At 57.9% G+C, this 23,977-nt stretch carries 25 protein-coding genes; 14 read left to right on the forward strand and 11 right to left on the reverse strand.

The genetic code is table 11. The annotated features are described in order from the left end of the window. Positions 1–1,050, forward strand: a complete 1,050-nt coding sequence (gene holA / locus ACM6UT_RS17260; protein WP_416798582.1) for a DNA polymerase III subunit delta — start codon at positions 1–3, stop codon at positions 1,048–1,050. A gap of 10 nt (positions 1,051–1,060) precedes the next feature. Here holA and ACM6UT_RS17265 read toward each other — a convergent pair whose 3' ends face one another. The 8 genes from ACM6UT_RS17265 to hemE all read right to left on the reverse strand — a co-directional run bounded on the left by ACM6UT_RS17265 (position 1,061) and on the right by hemE (position 9,786). Next, on the reverse strand, positions 1,061–1,942 hold the full coding sequence (locus ACM6UT_RS17265; RefSeq protein ID WP_416798583.1) for a ParB/RepB/Spo0J family partition protein: 882 nt from the start codon (positions 1,940–1,942) through the stop codon (positions 1,061–1,063). A 33-nt stretch (positions 1,943–1,975) separates the two neighbouring features. Further along, positions 1,976–2,770 carry a ParA family protein gene (locus ACM6UT_RS17270; protein ID WP_416798584.1) on the reverse strand — a complete coding sequence of 265 codons (795 nt, stop codon included), beginning with the start codon at positions 2,768–2,770 and terminating at the stop codon, positions 1,976–1,978. A gap of 18 nt (positions 2,771–2,788) precedes the next feature. Beyond that, entirely contained in the window at positions 2,789–3,424 is a 636-nt protein-coding gene (gene rsmG / locus ACM6UT_RS17275; protein ID WP_416798585.1) for a 16S rRNA (guanine(527)-N(7))-methyltransferase RsmG, read from the reverse strand. 4 nt (positions 3,425–3,428) lie between these two features. Further along, positions 3,429–5,288, reverse strand: coding sequence for a tRNA uridine-5-carboxymethylaminomethyl(34) synthesis enzyme MnmG (mnmG, locus tag ACM6UT_RS17280; RefSeq protein WP_416798586.1), 1,860 nt, complete (start codon positions 5,286–5,288; stop codon positions 3,429–3,431). Between the two features lie 64 nt (positions 5,289–5,352). Further along, positions 5,353–6,687, reverse strand: coding sequence for a tRNA uridine-5-carboxymethylaminomethyl(34) synthesis GTPase MnmE (mnmE, locus tag ACM6UT_RS17285; RefSeq protein WP_416798587.1), 1,335 nt, complete (start codon positions 6,685–6,687; stop codon positions 5,353–5,355). A 73-nt stretch (positions 6,688–6,760) separates the two neighbouring features. Beyond that, a complete protein-coding gene (gene rho, locus ACM6UT_RS17290; protein WP_129334076.1) occupies positions 6,761–8,023 on the reverse strand; it encodes a transcription termination factor Rho in 1,263 nt (420 codons plus the stop codon). A gap of 192 nt (positions 8,024–8,215) precedes the next feature. Next, entirely contained in the window at positions 8,216–8,752 is a 537-nt protein-coding gene (hemJ, locus tag ACM6UT_RS17295) for a protoporphyrinogen oxidase HemJ (RefSeq protein ID WP_416798588.1), read from the reverse strand. Beyond that, positions 8,752–9,786, reverse strand: a complete 1,035-nt coding sequence (gene hemE, locus ACM6UT_RS17300) for a uroporphyrinogen decarboxylase (protein WP_416798589.1) — start codon at positions 9,784–9,786, stop codon at positions 8,752–8,754. The genes hemJ and hemE overlap by 1 nt, the downstream gene beginning before the upstream one ends. 391 nt (positions 9,787–10,177) lie before the next feature. On the opposite strand from hemE, the gene ACM6UT_RS17305 reads away from it, so the two are divergent. The 5 genes from ACM6UT_RS17305 to dnaQ are packed head-to-tail and all read left to right on the forward strand — an operon-like array spanning position 10,178 to position 13,784. Next, a complete protein-coding gene (locus ACM6UT_RS17305; protein WP_416798590.1) occupies positions 10,178–10,999 on the forward strand; it encodes a pyruvate, water dikinase regulatory protein in 822 nt (273 codons plus the stop codon). 34 nt (positions 11,000–11,033) lie between these two features. Beyond that, positions 11,034–11,633, forward strand: a complete 600-nt coding sequence (locus tag ACM6UT_RS17310; protein ID WP_416798591.1) for a Maf-like protein — start codon at positions 11,034–11,036, stop codon at positions 11,631–11,633. Next, positions 11,626–12,483, forward strand: coding sequence for a shikimate dehydrogenase (locus ACM6UT_RS17315; RefSeq protein ID WP_416798592.1), 858 nt, complete (start codon positions 11,626–11,628; stop codon positions 12,481–12,483). The genes ACM6UT_RS17310 and ACM6UT_RS17315 overlap by 8 nt, the downstream gene beginning before the upstream one ends. Further along, positions 12,480–13,079, forward strand: coding sequence for a dephospho-CoA kinase (gene coaE / locus ACM6UT_RS17320; protein WP_416798593.1), 600 nt, complete (start codon positions 12,480–12,482; stop codon positions 13,077–13,079). Before ACM6UT_RS17315 ends, coaE begins: the two co-directional genes overlap by 4 nt. 3 nt (positions 13,080–13,082) lie before the next feature. Continuing rightward, complete coding sequence (gene dnaQ / locus ACM6UT_RS17325) at positions 13,083–13,784, forward strand: DNA polymerase III subunit epsilon (protein ID WP_416798594.1); 702 nt, start codon at positions 13,083–13,085, stop codon at positions 13,782–13,784. 67 nt (positions 13,785–13,851) lie between these two features. Here dnaQ and secB read toward each other — a convergent pair whose 3' ends face one another. Together secB and ACM6UT_RS17335 are read right to left on the reverse strand one after the other, a co-directional pair. Continuing rightward, a complete protein-coding gene (gene secB, locus ACM6UT_RS17330; RefSeq protein ID WP_416798595.1) occupies positions 13,852–14,325 on the reverse strand; it encodes a protein-export chaperone SecB in 474 nt (157 codons plus the stop codon). 92 nt (positions 14,326–14,417) lie between these two features. After that, positions 14,418–14,912, reverse strand: coding sequence for an FxsA family protein (locus ACM6UT_RS17335; RefSeq protein ID WP_416798596.1), 495 nt, complete (start codon positions 14,910–14,912; stop codon positions 14,418–14,420). 151 nt (positions 14,913–15,063) lie between these two features. Between ACM6UT_RS17335 and ACM6UT_RS17340 the strand changes: the two genes are divergently transcribed. From ACM6UT_RS17340 to gyrB, 5 genes are all read left to right on the forward strand, one after another. Beyond that, positions 15,064–15,759, forward strand: a complete 696-nt coding sequence (locus tag ACM6UT_RS17340) for a Tim44/TimA family putative adaptor protein (RefSeq protein ID WP_416798597.1) — start codon at positions 15,064–15,066, stop codon at positions 15,757–15,759. Continuing rightward, positions 15,756–16,874: a murein transglycosylase A gene (gene mltA, locus ACM6UT_RS17345; RefSeq protein ID WP_416798598.1), complete on the forward strand. Its 1,119-nt coding sequence runs from the start codon at positions 15,756–15,758 to the stop codon at positions 16,872–16,874. The genes ACM6UT_RS17340 and mltA overlap by 4 nt, the downstream gene beginning before the upstream one ends. Next, positions 16,874–17,434: a Smr/MutS family protein gene (locus tag ACM6UT_RS17350; RefSeq protein WP_416798599.1), complete on the forward strand. Its 561-nt coding sequence runs from the start codon at positions 16,874–16,876 to the stop codon at positions 17,432–17,434. The genes mltA and ACM6UT_RS17350 overlap by 1 nt, the downstream gene beginning before the upstream one ends. Further along, positions 17,431–17,787 carry a helix-turn-helix domain-containing protein gene (locus ACM6UT_RS17355; protein ID WP_416798600.1) on the forward strand — a complete coding sequence of 119 codons (357 nt, stop codon included), beginning with the start codon at positions 17,431–17,433 and terminating at the stop codon, positions 17,785–17,787. Before ACM6UT_RS17350 ends, ACM6UT_RS17355 begins: the two co-directional genes overlap by 4 nt. A gap of 147 nt (positions 17,788–17,934) precedes the next feature. Then, positions 17,935–20,370 (forward strand): DNA topoisomerase (ATP-hydrolyzing) subunit B, encoded by a 2,436-nt coding sequence (gyrB, locus tag ACM6UT_RS17360; RefSeq protein ID WP_416798601.1) that lies wholly within the window; start codon positions 17,935–17,937, stop codon positions 20,368–20,370. Between the two features lie 51 nt (positions 20,371–20,421). On the opposite strand, the gene ACM6UT_RS17365 is transcribed toward gyrB, so the two are convergent. Then, positions 20,422–21,021 (reverse strand): nitroreductase family protein, encoded by a 600-nt coding sequence (locus ACM6UT_RS17365; RefSeq protein WP_416798635.1) that lies wholly within the window; start codon positions 21,019–21,021, stop codon positions 20,422–20,424. Positions 21,022–21,270: 249 nt separating this feature from the next. Between ACM6UT_RS17365 and ACM6UT_RS17370 the strand changes: the two genes are divergently transcribed. From ACM6UT_RS17370 to ACM6UT_RS17380, 3 genes are all read left to right on the forward strand, one after another. Then, the gene (locus tag ACM6UT_RS17370; protein WP_416798602.1) at positions 21,271–22,548 is read left to right on the forward strand and encodes a polyhydroxyalkanoate depolymerase; all 1,278 of its coding nucleotides are present in this window, start codon (positions 21,271–21,273) and stop codon (positions 22,546–22,548) included. A gap of 135 nt (positions 22,549–22,683) precedes the next feature. Then, the gene (locus ACM6UT_RS17375; protein WP_416798603.1) at positions 22,684–23,109 is read left to right on the forward strand and encodes a DUF2852 domain-containing protein; all 426 of its coding nucleotides are present in this window, start codon (positions 22,684–22,686) and stop codon (positions 23,107–23,109) included. A gap of 86 nt (positions 23,110–23,195) precedes the next feature. Beyond that, the gene (locus ACM6UT_RS17380) at positions 23,196–23,948 is read left to right on the forward strand and encodes a M48 family metallopeptidase (protein WP_416798636.1); all 753 of its coding nucleotides are present in this window, start codon (positions 23,196–23,198) and stop codon (positions 23,946–23,948) included. Positions 23,949–23,977 lie beyond the last annotated feature (29 nt).

Here is a 23,977-nt window from a genome sequence, read left to right on the forward strand (position 1 = left end):
ATGTCGGAGATAAAGTCAGGCGAGTTCGACAGTTTTCTCCAGAAATCGGCAAGGCATTACCGTCTCTTCGTCGTCTACGGCCCAGACCGGGGACTTGTCTCCGAGCGAGCGAGTCAACTGGCGAAGGTCACTGGAGTTGAGCTCGAGGATCCCTTTTCGGTCATCCGCTTGGATGCCAGTGATCTTCAGGGTGATCCAGGACGCCTGATTGACGAAGCAAATGCGTTTGGTCTCTTCGGCGGTGGTAAGCTTATCTGGATCAAGGACGCAGCCAACGAGAAGGCACTCGTTGAGGGCCTGCAGTACCTGAGCGAGAATCCACCTGAAACGAGCCATGTCATCGTAGAGGCTGGCGATCTCAAGAAAGGTGCGCTGCTGCGCAAGACTGCGGAGGCCGCCCGCACGGTGGCAGCAATTGCCTGTTATCAAGATGACGTGCGCCAACTGAACGCCCTGATAGATGGCGAGCTTGCGGCCGCGGGCCTGCGAATCACGCCGGCAGCACGTGAGTTGCTGGTCGAACTGATCGGTGGGGACAGGATTGCCTCCCGCAATGAAATCAGGAAACTTGTTCTCTATTGCCTCGGGCGGGACGTCATTGATGAAGAGCATGTGAGAGAAATCATCGGAGACGCGAGTGGTATTTCCACTGACGAGGTTATCGACGCAGTCCTGACCGGTGATCCTGACGCGTTTCTTCACGCCGTGCAAAAGATCACAACATCGAAGACGCCCATATTCCTTGTGCTGCAGTCCTGCTTGCGACAGTTCCAGCAACTCGATCTGATGAGGTCAGAGATGGAGGAAAGGCACCTCCAGCCTGCTCAGGTCATGCAAAGTCTCGGCCGAGGAATACATTTCAGGCGGAAGCCGATCGTCGAGAGAGCGCTCAGGAACTGGAATTCTGGGGATCTCTCGCGAGAGGCGACGAAGCTACAGGCCGCCATCCTGAAATCGCGGCAAAAACCGCTTCTTGAAGACAATCTCGCCCTGCAGACGCTTCTGTCGACGACTTTGCAGGCCTCGCGTCGGAACAGGCAGACCCGCTAGACTGGGCAGGTCAGCGACCTTCAAGCAGTCGGCATATTTCTTCCAGCTGATCCAATGACTTATAGCCGATCCGAATCTGACCGCCTGCGCCTTTATGGTTGATGGTTACGGAAAGGCCAAGTCGATCGGAAAGACTGCGCTCGAGTGCAATCGTATCCGAATCCTTGGCTTCCCGTTGTATCGCCGTGCTAGGCTCTGACTGAGCCCTGATCTGATTCTGAGCGAGTCGCTCGGCATCACGCACCGAGAGCCCCTTGGTGGCGATCGTCTTCGCCAAGACCAATGGATCCGGCGTCGACACCAGTGCTCGTGCATGCCCGGCTGAGAGACTTCCCTCAGCCAGCATATCCCGCACCGGCTCAGGCAGTTTGAGCAGGCGAAGGCTGTTGGCGACATGGCTTCGACTCTTGCCGATGATCTCTCCAAGGTCGTTCTGAGTGTAACCGTGCTCCGCGATCAACTGCTCGTATCCGAGAGCCTCTTCCAGCGGATTAAGGTCTGCGCGCTGGATATTTTCGACGATGGCAAGCTCCAGGGCCGTCCGGTCATCGACATCTCTGACGATTACGGGAATCTCCGCCAGCCCTGCGAGTTGAGCCGCTCGCCAGCGTCTTTCGCCGGCTATTATTTCGTATCGCTCAGCGCCAGATGTCCTGACAACCACGGGCTGGACAATTCCGTGCTGACGAATAGACCCCGCGAGGTCCTGCAACTCCGTCTCATCGAAGTACCGACGGGGATTGCGCGGGTTTCGCGACACATACTCGATCGGAACAGTCCGATCGGGATTGACGGCGGAGCGGGGAGTTCCGACAGGGAGAGGTTGATCCATCTCACCGATAAGTGCTGCCAAACCGCGCCCAAGCCGGCGTTTGGAAAGATCGTCGCTCATGCTCGCCTCACCTGAAAAAATCGAATGACGGTGTCACGCGGCCCGCCGCTGACGCTCACGTTGGATGACCTCGGATGCAAGCTGAAGGTAGGCCTGACTGCCTGCACACTTCAGATCGTAGAGAATTGCCGGCTTCCCATATGACGGCGCCTCCGACACGCGCACGTTGCGCGGTATGAGCGTCGAATAGACCTTTTCACCGAGGTGAGTGCGCACGTCGGACACCACTTGCTGGGCCAGATTGTTGCGCGAGTCGAACATTGTCAGGACGATACCCTGTATGTCCAAACTCGGATTGACGCTATGACGGACCTGATTAATCGTCTCGAGCAACTGGCTAAGCCCTTCAAGAGCGAAAAACTCGCACTGCAACGGTACGAGAACGGAGTGCGCCGCGGCCATCGCGTTCATTGTAAGGAGGTTAAACGATGGCGGGCAGTCGATGAGAATATATGTGTACTTTTGCGCATCGTCGGCCTGAAGCGCTTTCTTCAGCCTGAAGACTCGGTCTGCATGTTGGGAAATCTCCATCTCAAGTCCAAGGAGATCCAGCGTGGAGGGAACGATCGAGAGGTTGGGCACCGCCGTGTGCAAAACGGCGTCCTCAATCCGGTGGCTCCCGACCAGAACGTCGTAGGATGAGTACCTGCGCTCCTTGCGCTCGATTCCGAGACCCGTACTGGCGTTTCCCTGCGGATCAAGATCGACAATCAGCACGCGCTCTCCGATGGCCGCGAGCGCAGTGGCCAAGTTAATTGCAGTCGTCGTCTTTCCAACGCCGCCTTTTTGATTGGCAATGGTGATGATCCGGTTCTTCTCGCCAGCCATGCTGCTACCCGACTCTGCTCAGAGTTTCCGCGCCAAATGAGCGATCTCCAGGATGACGGAATCCGCCTCTATCGCGCTCTGGTGTTGTAGCAGATCAAAAGACCAACCACCATGAGCTTTGTCCACCTCGGACTGGTAATCCCGTCCTTTGTGGAAGAAGCAACGGAGGTCAGGATTGCGCTCAGCCCAGGGAGCTGCGAAATCGAACAGTAGATCAAGCGTCGCTAGTGCTCGCGCAGATATGGCATCGCAATGCTGGATCTGCTGGTGTGCTTCCTCAATCCGACACGCGTGAACACTCCCCCGTGCACCAGTTTCACTGAGGGCAAGACGCAAGAAGCTTGCCTTTTTGTGATTGCTTTCGACGAGATGGACCCATCCGGCGCCTGTTTCCGCCAGCAGAATGGCGGTAATTACCCCTGGGAAACCGCCACCGCTTCCAAGATCAACCCACTGCTTTGGCTCCGGCGAGAGGGCGAAAATCTGTGCGCTATCGGCAATGTGGCGCCTCCACATGTCGTTTTGCGTAGAAGCAGCGACGAGATTAATCGTGCGTGACCACTTCCGGAAGAGCTCCGCAAACAGGCGGAGCCGTCCCAACGTTTCACGTGAAACACGCAGGCCGATTACATCAAGGGCGAGACTCTCCTGCATTGTATCAACTGACCATCCGAAGCTCTGCGCGTTTGAGATGCGCAATCAACAGCGAAAGTGCTGCCGGCGTCATGCCGTCCAGGCGCGATGCCTGCGCGATGCTCCAGGGACGGGCGACCCCGAGCTTCTGCTTGAGCTCATTCGACAGACCCGACAGGCTGGAATAGTCGAAGTCCGTCGGGATCACGCGCCCCTCTTCCCTCCGGACCATCGCGATGTCTGACTCTTGGCGATCGAGATAGACCGAATAGGCAGCGTGGATCTCCACAGCCTGCCTCACCTTCAGTTGCCATGCGGGGAGATCAACCCAAACCTGGCGCAATGCATCCAGATCGACCCCGGGATAGGAAAGAAGCTCCAGACCGCTCCGTCGCCGCCCGTCCTGGTTCACCACGATACCGGCATGTGACGCAGCTGTCGGAGAAAGCGTCCGGGTTGAAAGCTGCGCAAGCGCATCCTCCATCTCGCGCTGGTAGGCCGAGAAGCGTTGGGCGCGCTCCGCACCAACGCATCCAACCTGCATACCGAAAGGCGTCAATCTCTCATCCGCATTGTCGACGCGGAGTGTCAACCGGTATTCCGAGCGCGACGTAAACATGCGATACGGCTCAGCCACTCCGCGGGACGTAAGATCATCGATCATGACGCCGATATATGAGTCGGTGCGGCTCAAGACCACAGGCGCTCCACCTCCCGCAAGCAGCGCGGCGTTCAAACCGGCGACCAGCCCTTGGGCACCCGCCTCCTCGTATCCCGTGGTCCCGTTGATCTGTCCCGCCAGGAATAGACCTGGCATATTCTTGACCTGCAGGGTGGGGTAAAGTTCGGTGGGGTCGACATGGTCATACTCGATCGCATAGCCGGTCTGCAGAATTCGAACGCTCTCAAGACCTGGAATGGAGTGAATGAAGGCGTCCTGAACCTCTTCCGGCAGGGAGCTCGAGATGCCGTTCGGATACACAGTATCGTCGTCCAGCCCTTCCGGTTCGAGGAAGATCTGATGTCCGTCACGGTCACCGAACCGCATAATCTTGTCCTCGATGGACGGGCAATAACGAGGCCCGACGCCTTCAATTTGTCCGGAATACATCGCCGAGCGATGAATGTTCTCTCTGATAAGCGCGTGGGTTCGCTCCGTCGTACGGGTAATCCCACAAGTGATCTGCGGATTCGTAATTCTCTCGGTGAGGAAGGAAAACGGCGTAGGATCAGCATCGGCCGCCTGACTATCCAGCGATGCCCAGTCGATCGTCTTCCCGTCAAGACGAGCAGGAGTGCCAGTCTTCAATCGTCCGAGCCGAAGGCCGGCTCTGGCCAGCGTCGCGCTCAGCCCGACGGATGGATCTTCGCCTATACGGCCAGCCGCAATCTTGCGGTCACCAATGTGAATTAGTCCGCGCAAGAATGTCCCCGTCGTCAGCACAACGGCACCGGCATGTATTTGCCGCCCGTCCTTCAGAACTACCGATTTTATTTCGGTATCGGAACGGTCAATATCGAAGACATCACCCTCGATAATCTCAAGGTTATCGAGCGCAAACAGCGACTCTTGTATGGCGTTCTTATACAGTCCGCGGTCTGCCTGCGTCCGAGGACCCCACACCGCCGGGCCCTTCCGCCGGTTCAGCATCCGGAACTGGATACCACCTCGGTCTGCGCAACGTCCCATCAGGCCGTCCAGGGCGTCAATCTCACGAACCAGGTGTCCTTTTCCCAAGCCACCGATTGCCGGGTTGCATGACATTGTTCCGATCGTGTCGCGACGATGCGTAACCAAGACAGTCCGGGCACCCATCCGAGCCGCGGCCGCGGCTGCCTCTGAACCGGCGTGGCCACCTCCGACAACGACTACATCAAAACGCATATCTCTCACCTTCCGCGTTCGCAGATTTCATTCGCGCTTCAAGATGTCTCGTGTTTCACGTGAATCACTTGCCGACACAGAAATCCGAGAAAATCTTCCCGAGCATAGCCTCGACATCAATCTTCCCCGTGATTCTTCCGAGCGAATCTGACGCGCGCCGCAGGTACTCGGCTCTCAATTCCAGACCGATATCAGCACTTCTCACCGCTTCCTCGACATTCGCGAGGATATCGCGCAGATGCTGTCTCTGCCGAATCCGACTCGGAATTGCAAGAGAGATCACGTATGTCTTCTCGCGCAACACCTGAAGGATAGCCTGCCGAAGATCATCCAGCCCAACCTTCTGAGCCGATGATATCATTAAATCATATGTATGTTTCGGAGACGAATCGGTTATCGCGTCGATCTTTGTTCCGACGGTGATCACAGGGACGTCGCCGTGGTGCACGAAATCGACCGACTCGGCGGCCGCGCTTGCGTCCTTCAGATGAAGAACGAGATCGGCTTCCGCGATCGTCCCTAACGCTCGCCTTATGCCCTCCCGTTCCACGGGCTCGTCGGTTTCCCGGATGCCGGCCGTGTCGAACAGGTGAACGGCGAAGCCGGCGATGTCCAACTCACAATGAAGAACGTCGCGTGTCGTACCGGCGTATTCCGTCACGATCGCCACTTCGCGGTCGACCAGGGCGTTCAGGAGACTTGACTTGCCGACATTGGGCGATCCAGCAATGACCACCTTGAAACCGTCTCTGATGATCTCCCCGGCTCTCTCGGCCTCAAGCTGCTTTCTCACCTCACCCGCAAGCGCGTTGAGGTCGGGCCACACCTGGTCAGACACGGAGCCGGGAATATCACCCTCGTCTGCGAAATCCAGCTCTGCCTCGACCATGGCCCTGGCATGAAGAAGCCGCTCGCGCCAGCCATCATAGACCGCCGACAGCCGGCCGAAGCTCTGTTCTGCGGCCAGTCGTCGCTGCATCTCGGTCTCCGCCGCGAGAAGATCGGCGAGGCCCTCGATCTCGACCAGATCGAGTTTTCCGTTCTCGAAGGCTCGCCTGGAGAATTCGCCAGCCTCTGCAATCCTGCATCCATCAAAGCCTTCTAGCTCTGACAGGACCGCCGCGACTACCGCCTTCCCGCCGTGAAGATGGATCTCGGCGCAGTCCTCGCCGGTAAAGGACGCTGGGCCCGGAAAGATGACGACAAGCCCCGTATCCAGGAGAACACCATCACGGCTCCGAATCGACCTCAAGCTTGCAAAACGGGGCCTTGGAAGCGTTCCAATGAGTGCATTCAAGACGACGAACGTGGCCGGCCCGCTCAGCCGCACAACGGCGACCCCTGCGGGCAGGGCACCGGACGATAGTGCAAAGATCGTCTCGTTGGAATCAGGGATCATTGACGTACCCCAACGGAGCTTCACCCCTCGTCCTCGCTGCCGGCCGAAGAATCCGGCTAAGTACCAAAGCCGCTCAGGTGTTCATCGAGTCGAAGAAGTCTCCGTTGTTCTTCGTCTGCTTCAGCTTGTCGATGAGGAACTCGATAGCATCGGTCGTACCCATGGGCGCAAGAATGCGCCGCAGCACAAATATCTTCTGGAGATCCTGACGCGGGACCAAAAGGTCTTCCTTGCGCGTACCCGACTTCAGGATATCCATGGACGGGAAGATGCGCTTGTCGGCGACCTTCCGGTCGAGAACGATTTCCGAGTTGCCGGTACCCTTGAATTCTTCAAAGATCACTTCGTCCATGCGGCTACCTGTATCGATCAGCGCGGTCGCGATAATCGTCAGCGAGCCACCTTCCTCAATGTTGCGGGCCGCACCGAAGAAGCGCTTGGGACGCTGCAACGCATTCGCGTCGACGCCGCCGGTCAGAACCTTACCGGAGGACGGAACAACCGTGTTATAGGCGCGACCCAGGCGCGTAACCGAATCGAGAAGGATGACGACGTCACGACCATGCTCGACGAGCCGCTTGGCCTTCTCGATGACCATCTCAGCCACCTGAACATGCCGAACTGCCGGTTCGTCGAATGTCGAGGAGATAACCTCGCCGCGGACAGAACGCTGCATGTCGGTCACTTCTTCCGGACGCTCATCGATCAGCAGAACGATGAGATAGCATTCCGGATGATTGGCAGTGATGGAATGCGCGATGTTCTGCAACAGTACCGTCTTACCGGTTCGCGGGGGAGCGACGATCAGTGCGCGCTGACCTTTACCGAGAGGGGCGACGAGATCAATGACGCGTGCAGACAGATCTTTTGTCGGCGTTTCGAGTTCCATCTTGAACCGCTCGTTCGGATAAAGCGGCGTCAGGTTGTCAAAATGAACCTTGTGGCGGATCTTTTCAGGATCCTCGAAATTGATCGTATTGACCTTCAGAAGCGCGAAATATCGTTCACCTTCCTTGGGTCCGCGAATCGGGCCCTCGACCGTGTCTCCGGTCTTCAGAGAGAAACGACGGATTTGTGAGGGGGAGATATAGATATCGTCCGGTCCTGGCAGGTAGTTTGCGTTGGCCGAGCGCAGAAACCCGAAACCGTCCTGCAGAACTTCAACCACGCCCTCGCCGATAATCTCGACATCCTGGGCGGCGAGCATCTTCAAAATCGCGAACATCAGCTCCTGCTTGCGCATCGTGCTGGCATTCTCCACCTCAAGCGACTCTGCAAAGGTAAGCAGGTCCGTCGGAGATTTGCTCTTGAGTTCTTGTAGCTTCATTTCAGCCATTAAGGGGAACCACGTCTTTTCGTAGGGGAGGGGCGTGCTGATGCTGATCGGTACGGTCTGTGTAGCCGCAAGTGACAGGATGTCACGCACACTGAGGTAGATGGGATTTGCGGGAAAATAGCGATTCAACCTACCCGCCGCAAGCGAAAAGGCACATCCGGTCTAAAATAAGCCGGAAGGCCGTCCGCCGGCCTAAAGAGGCTTCACGATGACCATGATGACGATCACGATCATTAGAATGGTCGGGACTTCGTTCATCAACCGCCAGAACCGAGCGGTCTTCATATAGTTGCCACGGGCGAAGGCTGCAACAGCACGGGCAAAATATCCATGCACGGCCGACAGCGCAAGCACCGCCGCCAGCTTCACATGAAGCCACCCCCCCATAAAGGCGAAACCCTCCCACGCCAGGTAGAGGCCGAGAATCCAAGCAATCACCATCGCAGGACGCATGATGATCTTCAGCAGACGCTGCTCCATGACGGAGAAGGTCTCCGCTTGTTGCGAACCCAGCGGCGCATCCAAATGGTAAATGAACAAACGCGGCATGTAGAGCATTCCCGCCATCCAGGAGATGACGGCGATGACGTGAAGCGCCTTGATCCAAAGATACAACGCCTCCGGCTGCAGGAACACGAGGCCTAATGCGACGAGGCAAAACAGGAAGATGGCCGTCGCAGCCCTCGCAACGACCTTCCGCCCCGAGGCCTTCGCTTCATGCTCCGCCATCAGGTTCTGCTCCCCCGCACTCGGGCGACCAAGGCGGCAACGTTTTCCGGATCGGCCTGAGGAGTGATGCCGTGGCCGAGGTTGAAAATCAGGGGCCCATTTCCGAGTGCCGCCAGAATCGCATCGACACCTTCTGCAAGGGCATTCCTGCCGGCTACCACGCGCATCGGGTCAAGATTTCCCTGCACCGGTCCATCTTTCTGCAATTCGGCCGCGAAAGAGAGAGGTACTGTCCAGTCGAGGCCGATGGCGTCGGCTCCAGTCTTTCTCCTGTAATCCGTCAACATCAGGCCGGCTCCCTTGGCAAACGCGATAATCTTCGCCGACGGTCGTTGCGCTTTCACCGAGGCAATGATTCGTGCCACCGGCTTGACGCAGTAGCGTTCGAACTCATCCTCGCCGAGAACGCCTGCCCACGAATCAAAGATCTGGAGGGCGTCCGCGCCAGCATCGATCTGGGCCACGAGATATTCGGCCGACAGCTCGGCGAGAACGGCCAGCAGGTGGTCAAAGGCTTCGGGATGCTGGTACCCGAACAGCCGCGCCGGCGCCTGATCGGGGGTTCCGTGGCCGGCGATCATGTAGGTTGCGACAGTCCATGGCGCGCCACAGAAGCCCAACAACGTCGTCTCATTAGGGAGTTCCTCCCGCAGCCGACGAACAGTCTCAAAGACTGGCTGGAGATGGCCAAGGAAACCTTCCGTCTTCAGTGCACCGATTTCATCAGCCGAAATTGGATCCATCTGTGGGCCATGGCCCTCAGAGAAGCGCACATTGCGGTGAAGCGCATCGGGTACCACAAGGATGTCCGAAAAAAGGATCGCTGCATCGAAGCCGTATCTGCGGATTGGCTGCAGAGTGACCTCCACGGCGAGGTCAGGTGAATAGCAAAGGTCGAGGAAGTTCCTCGCCCGAGCGCGTGTCTCCCTGTATTCCGGAAGATAGCGTCCTGCCTGGCGCATGAGCCAGATCGGCGGAGGGTTCACCACTTCCCCTCTCAAGACATCCATCACCTTCCGACGAGAGTTGGCCAACGGTCGAACCTTCCAAAAAAAATATGAGATATGAATCTTCTTCTATTTCTAAGAGTCACTGACTATCAAGGATTAAAGCTCATCCACCACAATACGGCTGGTGCGGGCGATGTTTGCCGCGGTGGGGACAAAAAAAGGCTGCGAGTACGACTGAATCATATATCTCCTGAAATTTCAGGGTCTTGATGGAGATCTTGTCACGAAGATGAATTGGACAAGCTGTGGATAATCCGGAATTTCCATCCTCCTATTCCCGCAATCCACAAGGCCTGCCGTTCTTTCTCCATCCAGAGGCAGATGTGGATAAAAAGGCACTTTTCCCCTTGCCTGGAGACCTCGGCTGTCGCTACCTCTTTTCCTCCCTGGTTTTCAACAGACGAGTAAGAACAGCGTGGAGAACAGAAAAAACTTCTTCCATCTGCATCTGATTTCTGACTCGACAGGGGAGACTCTGATCTCGGCCGGAAGAGCCGCTGCCGCGCAATTCAATGCGAGCGTGGCGATCGAACACGTCTATCCGCTTATCCGTAACAAGCGGCAGCTGACTTCGGTCTTGGAGACGATCGATCAGGAGCCCGGGATTGTTCTTTATACAATCGTCGACCGCGAACTCGCTGAGGTGCTGGAAGCATGCTGCCGTGACATGGCGCTTCCAACGGTCAATGTGCTCGAACCCGTCATGGCCATCTTCCAGACGTATCTCGGTGCTCCGTCTCGCCGACGAGTCGGTGCGCAGCACGCTCTTACGGCCGAGTATTTCGCCCGTATTGAAGCTCTTAATTTCACCATGGATCACGACGACGGCCAATTGCCTGGCGACTACGACGAGGCGGACGTCGTCCTTGTCGGCATCAGCCGCACCTCGAAAACGCCGACGAGCATCTACCTGGCCAATCGGGGCATCAAGACCGCCAACGTGCCGATCGTCTGCGGCGTGCCGTTGCCGGAGAGCCTGCTCAGCGCCACAAAACCCCTTGTCGTCGGACTGATTGCTACAAGTGACCGGATTTCTCAAGTAAGGGGAAACCGCGAGCTCGGGACAACGGCCGGCTTTGACCAGCGCGATTATATCGACCGTGCATCAATCGCCGAAGAGCTGAAATACGCGCGTCTGCTCTGTGCTCGTCATAACTGGCCGTTGATCGATGTCACCCGACGGTCGATCGAAGAGACTGCGGCGGCGATCGTTGCTCTGAAGGTGAAGCAGCGTTAGGCGAATCCGGCAAACAAGGACGGGACGACGAAATATGGCGATAGGATTGGTTCTCGCGTCGGCAAGCCCATCGAGGCGAATGTTGATGAAGAATGCTGGCCTCGATTTCGAGGCGATCCCGGCGGAAATCGATGAACGCGAGATCGAACGCGGCAGCGGAGGCAGATGTCTCGGACCTGTGGAACTGGCCGCGGAGCTCGCCCGACAGAAGGCGCTCGATGTGAGTCGCCGTCTCCCATCCGCGGTGGTGATCGGCTGCGACCAGACGATGTCGCTTGGAGATCGCATATTTCACAAGCCTGCCGACATCGCCGAGGCGAGGACCAACCTGGTGCTCCTTAGAGGAAAAACTCATCGCTTGAACAGCGCGGTCACCCTTGCGCGCAACGGTGCGATTCTATGGAGTGACGTAGGCATAGCGGAACTCACGATGCGCGAATTCTCCGATGCCTTCCTCGATCTCTATCTCACCAGGATGGCCGAGACGGTCCTGCGCAGTGTTGGAGCCTACCAGCTTGAAGGTGAGGGCATTCAGCTCTTCGAGAGAATAGAGGGAGACTATTTCACCATCTTGGGACTTCCTCTCCTGCCGCTGTTGGCACAACTCCGGGAACTGGGGGAGATCGATGTCTGATTCACGTGAAACAGGTCGCCACGCTTTTGTGGTCGGCTATCCGATCAAGCATTCCCGCTCGCCGATTATCCACGGCTATTGGCTCAGGCAGTTTGACATTGAAGGGAGCTATCGCGCCGTAGAAGTCACCGAAGCGGACTTTCCGGTATTCCTCGGGCGTTTGAGAGACGGTACCGCGGGTTACAGCGGCGGCAATGTCACCATACCGCATAAGGAAATGGCGGTGCGACTTGCCGATAGACCGGATGTCCTGAGCGAGGAACTTGGTGCTGCCAACACGTTGTGGGTAGAAGACGGGCTGGTATACTCGACGAATACCGACGGACTAGGTTTCCTTGCCAATCTCGATGAGCGAAGGCCGGGGTGGGACCGTTTTGAGAAAGCCGTCGTGCTCGGCGCCGGCGGCGCGAGCCGAGCGATCATCCAAGCCCTGAGAGATAGGGGATTCAATGAGATCCACGTCGTCAATCGCACGGTGGAGCGTGCGGAGGAACTCGCGGATCGCTTCGGGAGAAAGGTCTTTGCTCATCCGATGGGAGCGCTCTCCGAGGTCCTCGCCGGCGCTGGATTGTTTGTCAATACGACCTCACTGGGGATGCACGGGACGCCGGTTCCGAACTTTCCTCTGGAGCGGCTGAAGCCAGAGGCGACCGTGACCGACATCGTATATGTCCCGCTCGTAACGCCGCTTCTGCTGCAGGCGGAGCATCATGGATTAGCGACGGTGGACGGACTCGGCATGCTTCTACATCAGGCGGTGCCAGGTTTTGAAAAGTGGTTCGGACGCCGTCCGGAAGTCACGCCTGAGCTGCGGGCGCTTGTGATTGCCGACATGGAAACACATGCATGATTACTGTTGGACTGACTGGCTCGATTGGCATGGGCAAATCGACGACGGCGGCGCTCTTTGCGGAACAGGGGATTCCCGTCAGCGATTCGGATCGGGTGGTCCACGATCTCTATCGTGGAGAAGCAGTGCCGCTGATTGCGGCTGCATTTCCGGACGTAATCCAAGCGGGGACGATCGATAGGAACAAGCTCTCGGAGAATCTGGCAAAGAATCCGGCTAACTTTAAGATCCTTGAGGGGATCGTTCATCCGCTGGTCAGAAGCCGGGAGCGGGCGTTCCTGGACGGTGCGCGGGATTCTGGCGCCGACATAGCGGTGCTGGATATACCGCTTCTCTTCGAAACAGGTGCCCAGGATCGTGTCGACGTCGTCGTGGTCGTCAGTTGTGATCCGCAGCTACAGAAGGAGCGGGTCCTGAAGCGGCCGGGCATGACGGAGGAGAAATTCGACTTGATCCTGTCGCGACAGGTGCCCGATAAGGAAAAGCGTGCGCGTGCCGATTTTGTCATCGACACGGGTCATGGCATCGAATCGGCGCGCAGTCAGGTGGGTGAGATTATTTCCATCTTGCGACGCCAGTCGTCGACTGGAGGATAGTACATGCGGGAAATCGTCTTCGATACGGAAACAACGGGACTGGAGTCGAAGTTCGATCGGGTCATCGAAATCGGTGGGATCGAACTGCTGAACCATTTTCCGACCGGTCGCAGCTTCCACGTCTATATTAATCCCGGCGATCGCAAGGTGCACCCGGACGCGCTTGCCGTCCACGGCATTAGTGATGACTTTCTGAAAGACAAGCCGCGCTTCGCAGAGATCGTGGAGGAGCTCCTCGAGTTCTTCGAGGGCGCTCGCTGGATCGCTCACAACGCGAACTTCGACATTGGCTTCATAAACGCCGAATTCGAACGCCTGAATCGCTCGCCCGTGCCGTCCGATATGGTGATCGACACTCTGGCTCTGGCGCGTCGAAAACATCCAATGGGGCCGAATTCACTTGATGCGCTTTGCCGGCGTTACGGTGTCGATAACTCCCACCGCGCAAAGCACGGAGCACTTCTCGATGCCGAATTGTTGGCCGAAGTCTACATCGAGATGCTCGGAGGTCGTCAGGCTGCCTTCGGCTTGGTGCAGGCGGAGGAGAAGAAGGCAGTTGCGGAGGAAGAAGTCGAGATTGCCGACCATCTGCTCGTGCGAACGACAAAGCTCGCCCCGCGCCTTACCGTCGACGAAATCGAATCTCACCGCTTGTTGATCGCGCGCCTGGGCGAAAAAGCAATCTGGTCCCGGTATCAATCTTAGAAACGTCAGGCCCCGCTCATACAGAAAAGCCCGGCGAACCGGGCTTTCTCTTTTGGTACCACGGCGGTCAGTTCGTAGCCTGGACCTTGGCTCGGGCCTGTTCTTCGGCCACACGCTGCGCGAACATCTGCGCAAAATCGATGGGATCGATCATCAGCGGCGGGAAGCCACCGTTGCGCGTCGCATCGGCGATGATCTGGCGTGCGAAGGGGAAAAGCAGGCGCGGGCACTCGATAAAGAGAACCGGTAGCATATGTTCCTGCGGGAATCCGGAAATCCGGAAGACACCGCCATAAACCAGTTCAGCGGCGAACACGATCTTGTCGCCGTCCTTGGCTTCGGCGTTCAGCGAAAGCACGACGTCGAAGTCAGAGTCCGACAACGGATTGGCGTTGACATTGACGTTGATGTTGATCGCGGGAGCTCTTTCGCGAGACTGCAGCGAGCGCGGAGCGCCGGGGTTCTCGAACGATAGATCCTTGATGTACTGAGCCAGAATATTGAGGGAGGGGCTCGCCGTTCCCGTGTTGTCGTTGGCCATTGGGCGCTCCTCGCGGCTTTTGATTGTCGTGGCCATCTAACACTTCGGGCCCACGGTTACAACCCTTGCAGCCGGCCGACGCAACGAGCTTATTAGTCGTGCTCCTTCTTCACATGCCAAGGTGAGTTGTTGTCCGGCTCACGACGGAAATCGGCTTCCTGAAGATCGATGGTTAGTGACTGCTCCCTTTGCGAACCGCTGCCGGACGCGGCGTAGTACTTCTGACGCGAGGAGAAGAAGACAGTTCGTGCGCCAAGCCGCGACCACACGAAATTTCGTGTGAACGGTAGCAGGAGCAACAGACCGATGAGATCGGTGACAAATCCGGGGATGATGAAAAATACGGCCGCAGCAGCAATCATCGCTCCATGAACGAAGGCCTTTCCGGGATCAGTGCCGGCTTGGCCTTCTTCACGCAATTTCCTTATCATCCCGAGGCCGTGAATGCGAAGCAGCGCGAGCCCGGCGACGGTTGAGAGGATGATCAGTCCGAGCGTGGCGGCGATGCCCACCGCCTTGCCTACGACAATAAAGCCGGCGATCTCGACGAGCGGGAGAGCTATCAACAACAGTGCCGTAATGCGCATGCGCAATTCTCCTCCGAACCTGTCGATGGCCCGTCGGCAGATGGTTCGGGATGATGAGGCGAGCCAAACATTGGCAACGCCATTTGAATGATGGCCGGATGCAGACTATATGGGAATGAAGATCGAAAAATAAACGTCACTGGCGGATGCGATGGGTTCCAACGACTTTGTAACGCTCTTTTTTCTCGTGGCCGCAGTGCTGATTTTTCTCCAGCTGCGCAGCGTTCTAGGCCGCAGGACCGGAAATGAGAAGCCGCCCTTCGAACCCTACAGCCCCCGTGATGTGCCGCAGGCACCGGGCGGCGATGATGGAAAGCTGGTGACGTTGCCGCGCCGCGAGGAAGCCGGTGATGACCGCTTTTCTGCGATTGATGCCTTTGCCAAACCCGGCACGTCGCTCAATTCATCACTTAGGGACCTGGTGGCCGTTGATCCCGGTTTCAACCCCAAGGAATTCCTGAACGGTGCTCGAATGGCTTACGAGATGATCGTCACCGCCTTTGCCGCAGGAGATCGCAAGACGTTGAAGAGCCTGCTCTCGCGTGAGGTTTATGAGGGTTTTGACAGTGCGATTTCCGAGCGGGAGTCGCGTGGCGAAATGATGAAGTCGACTTTCGTTGGCATCGAAAAGGCCGAAATAAAGCAGGTCGGCGTCAAGGACAACGAGGAACAGGTCACCATTCGCGTGCTCTGCCAGCTCATAACTGCAACCTTTGACAGGGACGGAAAGTTGACCGACGGCGATCCCGAAGCGGTCGGCGAGGTCAATGACATCTGGACTTTTGCACGTGACGTCCGGTCGCGTGACCCGAACTGGAAGCTTGTTGCGACCGAATCGGAACAATGAACGGCGAACTTGAAGGCTTCCGGCTGACGCCGGTCTCGTTCGACGAGATCCCCCACTGGGGTGAGGATGATCCCTCGTCTCTCTTTGCGGGATTAAGGGCGTGCGGGTGTTATGTCCGGTCCGTGAGGGCTTACCGTACTGGCTCGCTCGGTCTCACTTGTGACGATCTTATGCCGCTCGTCGATAAGGCACAGGACGTGGGAAGCCAGGCCAGTGGGCTCGCCCGCCGCTTCTTTGAAACGGAGTGTCAGCCTTTCCGGATTGAACGAACAGACGGTAAACCGGGTCTTGTCACCGCCTTCTATGAACCCGAGGTAAGTGTCTCTTCGAAACCGAGCGATGAGTACCGGCATCCGTTCTATCGCCGTCCGTCCGATCTGATCGACATCGATCAGGAGAACCGGCCGGCGGACATGGATCCTTCCTACCGCTTCGGATTGCTGCAGAACGGGACGATTTCGACCTATCCGGACCGGATGGCGATCGATCGAGGTTACCTGGAGGGGCAGAATCTCGAGATCGCCTGGGCGAAGTCGAAGGTCGATGTCTTCTTCGCCCATATCCAAGGCGCCGCGCGTCTCCGCTATCCGGACGGCAGAACGAAGCGTATCACCTACGACGCGAAGGCAGGCCATCCCTTCTCGGCGATCGGCAAGTTGCTCATCGAGCGCGGCGAGATCGAGTTGGCGAACATCTCAATGCAGTCGATCCGCAGCTGGCTGGCGCAGCATCCCGACCAGACCGACGAAGTGTTATGGCATAACCGCTCCTACATATTCTTCCGAGAGGCGGATGTGGACGATCCGGCTCTCGGCCCGATCGCTGCAGCGAAAGTTCCGCTAATCCCCGGACGATCACTGGCGGTTGATCGGCAGATCCATACCTTCGGTTTTCCTTTTTTTGTCCACTCGGAGACCCTGACGAGCATTGACGGCGGCAAGCCGTTCGCACGGTTGATGCTGGCCCTCGATACCGGCTCGGCTATTGTCGGCCCGGCGCGGGGTGACATCTTCACCGGTTCAGGTGATGAGGCCGGAGAACTGGCCGGAGCCGTTCGCAACGACGCCGACTTCTATATACTCGTGCCGAAAGACGCAGCGGCGAGGTATATTTAGTGCCAGGAAGGGGAAAGCTTAGCGCCGACGATCGCATCCTGTGGGGCAAGGTGGCCCGGACCACCCGACCTCTGCACGGCAGGCTCGAAGATTTGCTGGTTTTCGAGGAGGAGGTTGCCGAACCGGCGGAGTCGAGCCGGGGGGGGGTTGGGCAGCCGGAAAGCAATGTCGCGCCGAAGACGACCGGAACCGAGGGCGAAAAGAAGATCGCCGGCCGTCATCACCCGTTGGAGAAGCCCGTCAAGCGCAAACTCGCGCGGGGACATCTCGCTCTCGAAGCGCGTATCGATCTCCATGGGCTCGTCCAGAGCGAGGCGCACGCGATGCTTCTCGACTTCCTTGTGAGGGTCCATGAGCGTGGACTGCGGCATGTGCTTGTCATTACAGGCAAAGGGAGTTCATTGGGTAGCGATGGAGCGTTGAAGCGGGCCGCTCCATTGTGGTTCTCGAAGCCGGAATTTCGCCACCTGATCTCCTCGTATGAGGTGGCTGCACGCCAGCACGGCGGTGAGGGGGCGTTGTATGTCCGCCTGTCCCGCGCGCGGGGGGATCATCCATGACACCTTTCGGACAGGCGCTGCGGATGCTTCGCGGGCGAAAAGGCGTTTCGCAGAAGGAGATGGCGGTCGCGATCGGAGTGTCGCCGGCCTACCTGTCGGCGCTTGAACACGGCAAACGCGGCAGGCCGAATTTCGATCTTCTCCAACGCATCGCCGGCTATTTCAACATCATCTGGGACGAAGCCGAGGAGCTTTTTTCCGTAGCGGGCATGTCCGATCCTCGTGTAGTACTCGACACATCGGGCCTGCCGCCGCAGTATACTGCTCTCGCCAATACGCTCGCTCGCAGGATTCGCTCGCTTCCTCCGAATGTGATAAACGAGTTGAATGGCGTCCTAGAAAAAGCCAAATGACCTGTTTAACCCCCGGTGGCATCCCTATCCACGGGATTCGGGGTCCCTCGCGTTTGGAAGTTCCACCAAACCACCTATAGTCGACGCGATTGTAGCCGCTGATTCGACGCGTCGTGGCTCCTTATGACTGACTGGAAAGATCGTTAAATGAGTGACACGCCGGTAACTGAGAACACTGCTTCCGCGGAATACGGGGCAGAGTCGATCAAGGTGCTGAAAGGTCTGGATGCTGTGCGCAAACGCCCGGGCATGTATATCGGCGACACCGATGACGGTTCGGGCTTGCATCACATGGTCTATGAAGTCGTGGACAACGCGATCGATGAAGCATTGGCGGGCCATGCCGACATCGTCACCGTCACGTTAAACGCGGACGGGTCTGTCACGGTGACGGATAATGGTCGTGGAATTCCGACGGATATTCACCCTTCGGAAGGGGTGTCCGCCGCCGAAGTGATCATGACGCAGCTCCATGCTGGCGGTAAGTTCGATCAGAACTCTTACAAGGTCTCCGGCGGTCTTCATGGTGTCGGCGTCTCGGTGGTCAATGCTTTGTCGACCAAGCTGGTGCTCAAGATCCGCCGTGGTGGCAAGATTCACGAAATTAGCTTCACGCACGGCGTCGCCGACGCACCGCTTAGGGTCAGCGGCGAGTACGAAGGTCGATCGGGCACAGAGGTTACGTTCCTGCCGAGTCCGGAGACTTTCACCAATATCGAATTTGACTACGGAACTCTGGAACACCGGCTTCGCGAGTTGGCGTTTCTGAATTCCGGCGTTCGTATCCTGCTGGCCGACAAGCGAAAGTCTGATGTCCGCCAGGAAGAGATGAGTTACGACGGTGGCCTGGAGGCCTTCGTCCGCTATCTCGACCGCTCGAAGAAGCCGCTGGTGGAAAAACCGGTTGCCATCAAAGGTGAGAAGGACGGGATCACCGTCGAGGTCGCCATGTGGTGGAACGACAGCTATCACGAGAACGTCCTGTGCTTCACGAACAATATTCCGCAGCGGGATGGTGGTACGCACATGGCCGGCTTCCGCGGAGCGCTGACCCGTCAGATCGTCTCGTATGCCGACAGTTCGGGGATCATGAAGAAGGAGAAGGTGACACTGACCGGCGACGATTGCCGCGAAGGACTGACCGCCGTTCTCTCGGTAAAGGTCCCGGATCCGAAGTTCTCCTCGCAAACCAAGGATAAACTCGTCTCCTCAGAAGTCCGGCCTGTGGTCGAAAGCCTCGTCAACGAAGCCCTCAGCACGTGGCTCGAGGAACATCCGGGCGATGCTAAGATCCTTGTCGGCAAGGTCGTTGAGGCGGCCGCGGCTCGCGAGGCCGCGCGCAAGGCGCGTGAATTGACCCGGCGCAAGGGCGCGCTGGATATTGCATCACTGCCGGGCAAACTTGCCGATTGTTCAGAGCGCGATCCGTCTAAGTCCGAACTCTTCCTTGTCGAGGGCGACTCCGCGGGTGGATCTGCAAAACAGGGACGCTCACGCGAGACACAGGCCATCCTGCCCCTGCGCGGAAAGATCCTGAATGTCGAGCGTGCGCGCTTCGACAAGATGCTGTCGAGCCAGGAAATCGGAACGTTGATCACCGCGCTCGGTACATCGATCGGCAAGGATGAGTTCAATGCCGACAAGCTGCGTTACCACAAGATCATCATCATGACCGATGCTGACGTCGACGGCGCTCACATCCGCACGCTTCTGCTGACTTTCTTCTTCCGCCAGATGCCGGAACTGATCGAACGTGGCCATCTCTACATTGCCCAGCCACCGCTCTATAAGGTGAGCCGCGGCAAGTCGGTCCAGTACTTGAAGGACGAGAAGGCACTCGAGGATTATCTCATCACGATGGGTCTGGAGGATGCGCGGCTTACACTCGGCAACGGCGAAGTGCGCGCAGCTTCCGATCTTCGCGAAGTCATCCAGGACGCTCTCCGGCTGCGTTCTCTGATCGACGGTCTGCATTCCCGCTATAACCGCAACGTGATTGAACAAGCGGCAATCGCAGGGGCGCTTAATCCGGAACTGACGGGAAACCGTGAACGCGCGGAGCAGACCGCGGCTGAGGTTGCGCGTCGGCTCGACTTGATTGCTGAGGAGACGGAGCGTGGCTGGACTGGCCATGTGACCGATGAAGGCGGACTGCGCTTCGAGCGCATGGTCCGCGGGGTCAAGGAAGTGGCTTTCGTCGATGTAGCCCTGATCGGTTCCGCGGACGCGCGCCACATCGATCAGATGTCCGCCAGACTGCGGGAGGTCTATGGCGTTCCGCCCACACTTTCCAAAAAGGATGGACAGCAGGAGATGTCGGGTCCTCGGGCCTTGCTGGACTCCATCTTCGCGGCTGGCCGAAAAGGCCTTTCCATGCAGCGCTACAAAGGCCTCGGTGAAATGAACGCCGAACAGCTCTGGGAAACGACGCTCGATCCGAACGTCCGGTCACTGCTCCAGGTGAAGGTCACCGACGCGACCGATGCCGACGGCCTGTTCTCGCGCCTGATGGGCGACGAGGTCGAACCCCGGCGCGAGTTTATCCAGGACAATGCGTTGAGCGTCGCCAATCTCGACATCTGACAAGAACGTGAATCATCTGTTAACGATGATTCACGTGAAACAATCCCGGCCTCAGGCGGAACGAAACAGACCTTCGAAGGCGACGGTGCTAAGCGGTTTGCGGTTGCTCGGGATTTCCCGTGCTTGCAGGTGTTCCGGTAGCAGACTCTTGTCGGCAAGCTTGCCGATCGCGACGGCCGCTTCCGCCCGGTAACCTTGCGGAACGTTGAGAACCTCAATCGCCTTGTCGAAGTCGACTCCGCCCATGCCGTGCGCGTAATAGCCGGAGTAAACGGCCTGCATCGCCAGCATTGCCCAAGATGCGCCGGCGTCAAAGCTGTGGCTTCGGAAAGGTTTTGGCTCGGACCCGTCATCCTTGCGGCTCAGCATGTCGGAAAAGATGATGACCAGAGCCGAAGCGGTCTTCGCCCAGATTTGATTGGATTCGGCAAGAACAGAGAGAATCCGGTCGAAATCATCGGTATCTCGCAGAGCGTAAACAAACCGCCACGGCTGATAGTTCGAAGCTGACGGTGCCCAGTGGGCCGCCTCGAGCATGGTCAGGAGTATTTCCTTCGGCATGCGCTCGCTTGAAAAGCTTCGCGGTGACCAGCGGTCGAGGAACACGGGATTGATGTTGAAATCGGATTGCCGGTGATTGCTGCTTGTCATGGAGTGTTCTCGTTCCGATCGAGTTGGTGGAGAGGGGTGACAGATTCTGTGACGGCTTTCGATATTCGGGCGCCGTTCGCCTACGCACAAGCAATAAGGCGTTCGTCGAGCGGCCCTAATGCTGGCCCGCAACGATGGTTTTTTTGCGCAGCAACAAATTCGTTACTTGTTTGTTGAACTCTGGTATTTCTCGTATATCAGCCGGCGGCACATCCGGCGTTCGATGATAACCGAAGGGCAAGAGCGCTCATGTTCTACCAGCTCTATGAATTGAACCACGCAGCGATGGCCCCGTTCCGTGCAACGGCCGACGCAATGCGCCTTGCCTACAGAAACCCGCTCAATCCTCTGGCACACACCGTCGTCGGACGAACACTTGCGGCCAGCTTCGAGGTCTTTGAGCGCGTCACACGACGTTACGGCAAACCCGAGTTCGGTTTGCCTTTTACCCAGATCGATGGTCGACCAGTCGCGGTAAAGGAGCAGATCGTCTGGAGCAGACCGTTCTGCAATCTCATCCATTTCGATCGCCAGTTGCCCGTGGGGCACTCCGATCCCAAGATCGTTCTCGTTGCGCCGATGTCCGGACACTATGCCACGCTTCTACGCGGCACGGTGGAGGCGCTCCTTCCGGGCGCAGACGTCTATATTACAGATTGGATCGACGCGCGTATGGTCCCGGTCACCGATGGGACCTTCGATCTCGATGACTATATCGACTACGTGATCGACATTCTGCACTACCTCGGGCCCGACACCCACGTTGTTGCGGTGTGCCAACCCTCGGTTCCCGTTCTGGCCGCTGTTGCGGTGATGGAGGCGAACGGCGATCCCCTTGCTCCGGCTACCATGACGCTCATGGGTGGCCCCATCGACACGCGGATCAATCCGACCGGGGTCAACGAACTGGCACAGAACAGGCCACTCGAGTGGTTCAGGGACAATGTCATCATGAATGTCCCGTGGCCGCAGCCGGGTTTCATGCGTGCCGTCTATCCGGGTTTCCTGCAGCTTTCGGGTTTCATGTCGATGAATCTGGACAGGCACATGATCGCCCACAAGGACTTCTTCGTGAACCTGGTCAAGAATGATGGCGACTCGGCTGAAAAGCACCGGGATTTCTACGACGAGTATCTGGCGGTCATGGACCTGACGGCTGAATTCTATCTGCAAACCGTGGAGACCGTTTTCATTCGGCACGCCTTGCCGAAAGGGGAGATGACGCATCGTGGGAAGCCGGTAAACACGACCGCTATCCGCAACGTGGCGCTCCTTACCGTCGAGGGCGAGAACGACGACATATCCGGCGTCGGTCAGACGCGGGCCGCCCAATCGCTTTGCCCGAATATCCCGGAGGCGAAGCGGATGCACTATCTTCAGCCGGATGTCGGTCACTATGGTGTCTTTAACGGTTCACGGTTCCGCAAGGAGATCGCGCCGCGGATCCTCGCCTTCGCGAGGAACCACACGCAGGGAAGGAAGCGATCCGTCGTCAAGGAAGTGATCAGGGGCGGGCGTTCGGCCTAATCGAGAATTGCGCCAAGGGTTTCATGCCCTTGACTGGAGATTGGGTTGTTCGACCTTGAAGCGGGTTTCGGCTCTTCCCACATCGTTTTCATTCGGGTGGCATAATGCTCCCGAAGAAAACGAGGATCATTGATGATGAACCAGTCAGCATTGCTGCGTCCGGATTGGACGCCTGCAACCGTTGCACTCATGGTGCTCGGCTTCATAGTGTTCTGGCCACTGGGCTTGGCCATGCTCGCCTACATCCTGTTCGGCGACCGCTTTCGAAGCTTCAAACGCGAAGCCAATACCGCGGCAGAGGGTATGTTCGGCCGCTGCCGGCATGGGCGCTATCGCGGGCCACACTTCTCCACCGGCAATGTCGCCTTCGACGATTGGCGAAAAGCAGAGCTTTATCGGCTGGAGGCTGAACGTCGCAAGCTCGACGAAATGCGAGAAGAATTCGATGCCTATCTGCGGGAGCTGAGGCGGGCAAAGGATCAGGAGGAGTTCAACCGTTTCATGAGGGATCGTGAAGCGGCGAAGCGCTCTGGCGAGGCGCCTGTTCAACCCGCTACGTGAACGTCTGGTGGATTACCAATCAGGCCGGCGTCCGTGGATGCCGGTTTCTTCGCGTAGCGACGGCGAATCGGGTACAAGCACGATCTATGTTTCAGCTCCTGAAGAAATCGACGCGACCGAAGGCGGTGCCGCAACAGCGGGTGCTGCAGGTCAACGGTCGAGAAATGCCGCTGACGATCCGGCAGAATCCACGTGCCACAAGAATTACCCTGAGGATCGAGCCAGGCGGTCGAGCCTTGAAGATGACGGTGCCACACGGCTTGCGTCATTGGGAAGTTGATGAGTTCCTCGAACGTCACCAGGGATGGCTGATGACGCGCTTGGCGCGTTACGGTTCCGAAATCAGGCTGCGACATGACGGCGAGATAGCCGTCCGGGGTGTGCCGCACCGGATCGTGCACACGGGACTTCTGCGCGGAATTACAGAAGCGGCCGTCATCGACGGTTGCTCCGTTCTCAGGGTGAGCGGCATGGAAGAGCATGTCGGCCGCCGCATTGCAGCCTTTCTCAAAAAGGAAGCGCGGCGGGATCTGGAGAAGCTCGTGATCGCACATGCCGCTCGTATCGGACGGCCGGTGCGCTCGCTGACGATGAAAGATACACGCAGCCGTTGGGGCTCGTGTTCGTGGGATGGCAATCTGAGCTTCTCCTGGCGCATCGTCATGGCTCCACCGCAGGTCATCGATTACCTCGCAGCTCACGAAGTCGCCCACCTGCGGGAGATGAATCATAGTGCTGCCTTCTGGGCACTATGCGGAGAGCTGTGTCCGGCGATGGACGAGGCGAAGGCCTGGCTGAAGCGGCACGGTGCACAGCTGCACGCCATCGACTTTGGCTAGTATGGACAAGGGCGAGCGGCTGTTGTCGC

It is taken from the genome of Ciceribacter azotifigens, assembly GCF_048159625.1.
Lineage (GTDB): Bacteria > Pseudomonadota > Alphaproteobacteria > Rhizobiales > Rhizobiaceae > Allorhizobium > Allorhizobium azotifigens.

Excerpts from the sequence above, each read along its gene's own strand:
- mltA (WP_416798598.1), top strand. The coding sequence starts at position 15,756 with ATGAACGGCGAACTTGAAGGCTTCCGGCTGACGCCGGTCTCGTTCGAC.
- rho (WP_129334076.1), bottom strand. The coding sequence starts at position 8,023 with ATGGCTGAAATGAAGCTACAAGAACTCAAGAGCAAATCTCCGACGGAC.
- ACM6UT_RS17310 (WP_416798591.1), top strand. The coding sequence starts at position 11,034 with ATGGCGATAGGATTGGTTCTCGCGTCGGCAAGCCCATCGAGGCGAATG.
- mnmG (WP_416798586.1), bottom strand. The coding sequence starts at position 5,288 with ATGCGTTTTGATGTAGTCGTTGTCGGAGGTGGCCACGCCGGTTCAGAG.
- ACM6UT_RS17265 (WP_416798583.1), bottom strand. The coding sequence starts at position 1,942 with ATGAGCGACGATCTTTCCAAACGCCGGCTTGGGCGCGGTTTGGCAGCA.
- rsmG (WP_416798585.1), bottom strand. The coding sequence starts at position 3,424 with ATGCAGGAGAGTCTCGCCCTTGATGTAATCGGCCTGCGTGTTTCACGT.
- dnaQ (WP_416798594.1), top strand. The coding sequence starts at position 13,083 with ATGCGGGAAATCGTCTTCGATACGGAAACAACGGGACTGGAGTCGAAG.
- mnmE (WP_416798587.1), bottom strand. The coding sequence starts at position 6,687 with ATGATCCCTGATTCCAACGAGACGATCTTTGCACTATCGTCCGGTGCC.
- ACM6UT_RS17340 (WP_416798597.1), top strand. The coding sequence starts at position 15,064 with ATGGGTTCCAACGACTTTGTAACGCTCTTTTTTCTCGTGGCCGCAGTG.
- ACM6UT_RS17365 (WP_416798635.1), bottom strand. The coding sequence starts at position 21,021 with ATGACAAGCAGCAATCACCGGCAATCCGATTTCAACATCAATCCCGTG.
- coaE (WP_416798593.1), top strand. The coding sequence starts at position 12,480 with ATGATTACTGTTGGACTGACTGGCTCGATTGGCATGGGCAAATCGACG.
- holA (WP_416798582.1), top strand. The coding sequence starts at position 1 with ATGTCGGAGATAAAGTCAGGCGAGTTCGACAGTTTTCTCCAGAAATCG.
- ACM6UT_RS17375 (WP_416798603.1), top strand. The coding sequence starts at position 22,684 with ATGAACCAGTCAGCATTGCTGCGTCCGGATTGGACGCCTGCAACCGTT.
- ACM6UT_RS17380 (WP_416798636.1), top strand. The coding sequence starts at position 23,196 with ATGTTTCAGCTCCTGAAGAAATCGACGCGACCGAAGGCGGTGCCGCAA.
- ACM6UT_RS17315 (WP_416798592.1), top strand. The coding sequence starts at position 11,626 with ATGTCTGATTCACGTGAAACAGGTCGCCACGCTTTTGTGGTCGGCTAT.
- ACM6UT_RS17355 (WP_416798600.1), top strand. The coding sequence starts at position 17,431 with ATGACACCTTTCGGACAGGCGCTGCGGATGCTTCGCGGGCGAAAAGGC.
- secB (WP_416798595.1), bottom strand. The coding sequence starts at position 14,325 with ATGGCCAACGACAACACGGGAACGGCGAGCCCCTCCCTCAATATTCTG.
- ACM6UT_RS17335 (WP_416798596.1), bottom strand. The coding sequence starts at position 14,912 with ATGCGCATTACGGCACTGTTGTTGATAGCTCTCCCGCTCGTCGAGATC.
- ACM6UT_RS17270 (WP_416798584.1), bottom strand. The coding sequence starts at position 2,770 with ATGGCTGGCGAGAAGAACCGGATCATCACCATTGCCAATCAAAAAGGC.
- ACM6UT_RS17370 (WP_416798602.1), top strand. The coding sequence starts at position 21,271 with ATGTTCTACCAGCTCTATGAATTGAACCACGCAGCGATGGCCCCGTTC.
- gyrB (WP_416798601.1), top strand. The coding sequence starts at position 17,935 with ATGAGTGACACGCCGGTAACTGAGAACACTGCTTCCGCGGAATACGGG.
- hemJ (WP_416798588.1), bottom strand. The coding sequence starts at position 8,752 with ATGGCGGAGCATGAAGCGAAGGCCTCGGGGCGGAAGGTCGTTGCGAGG.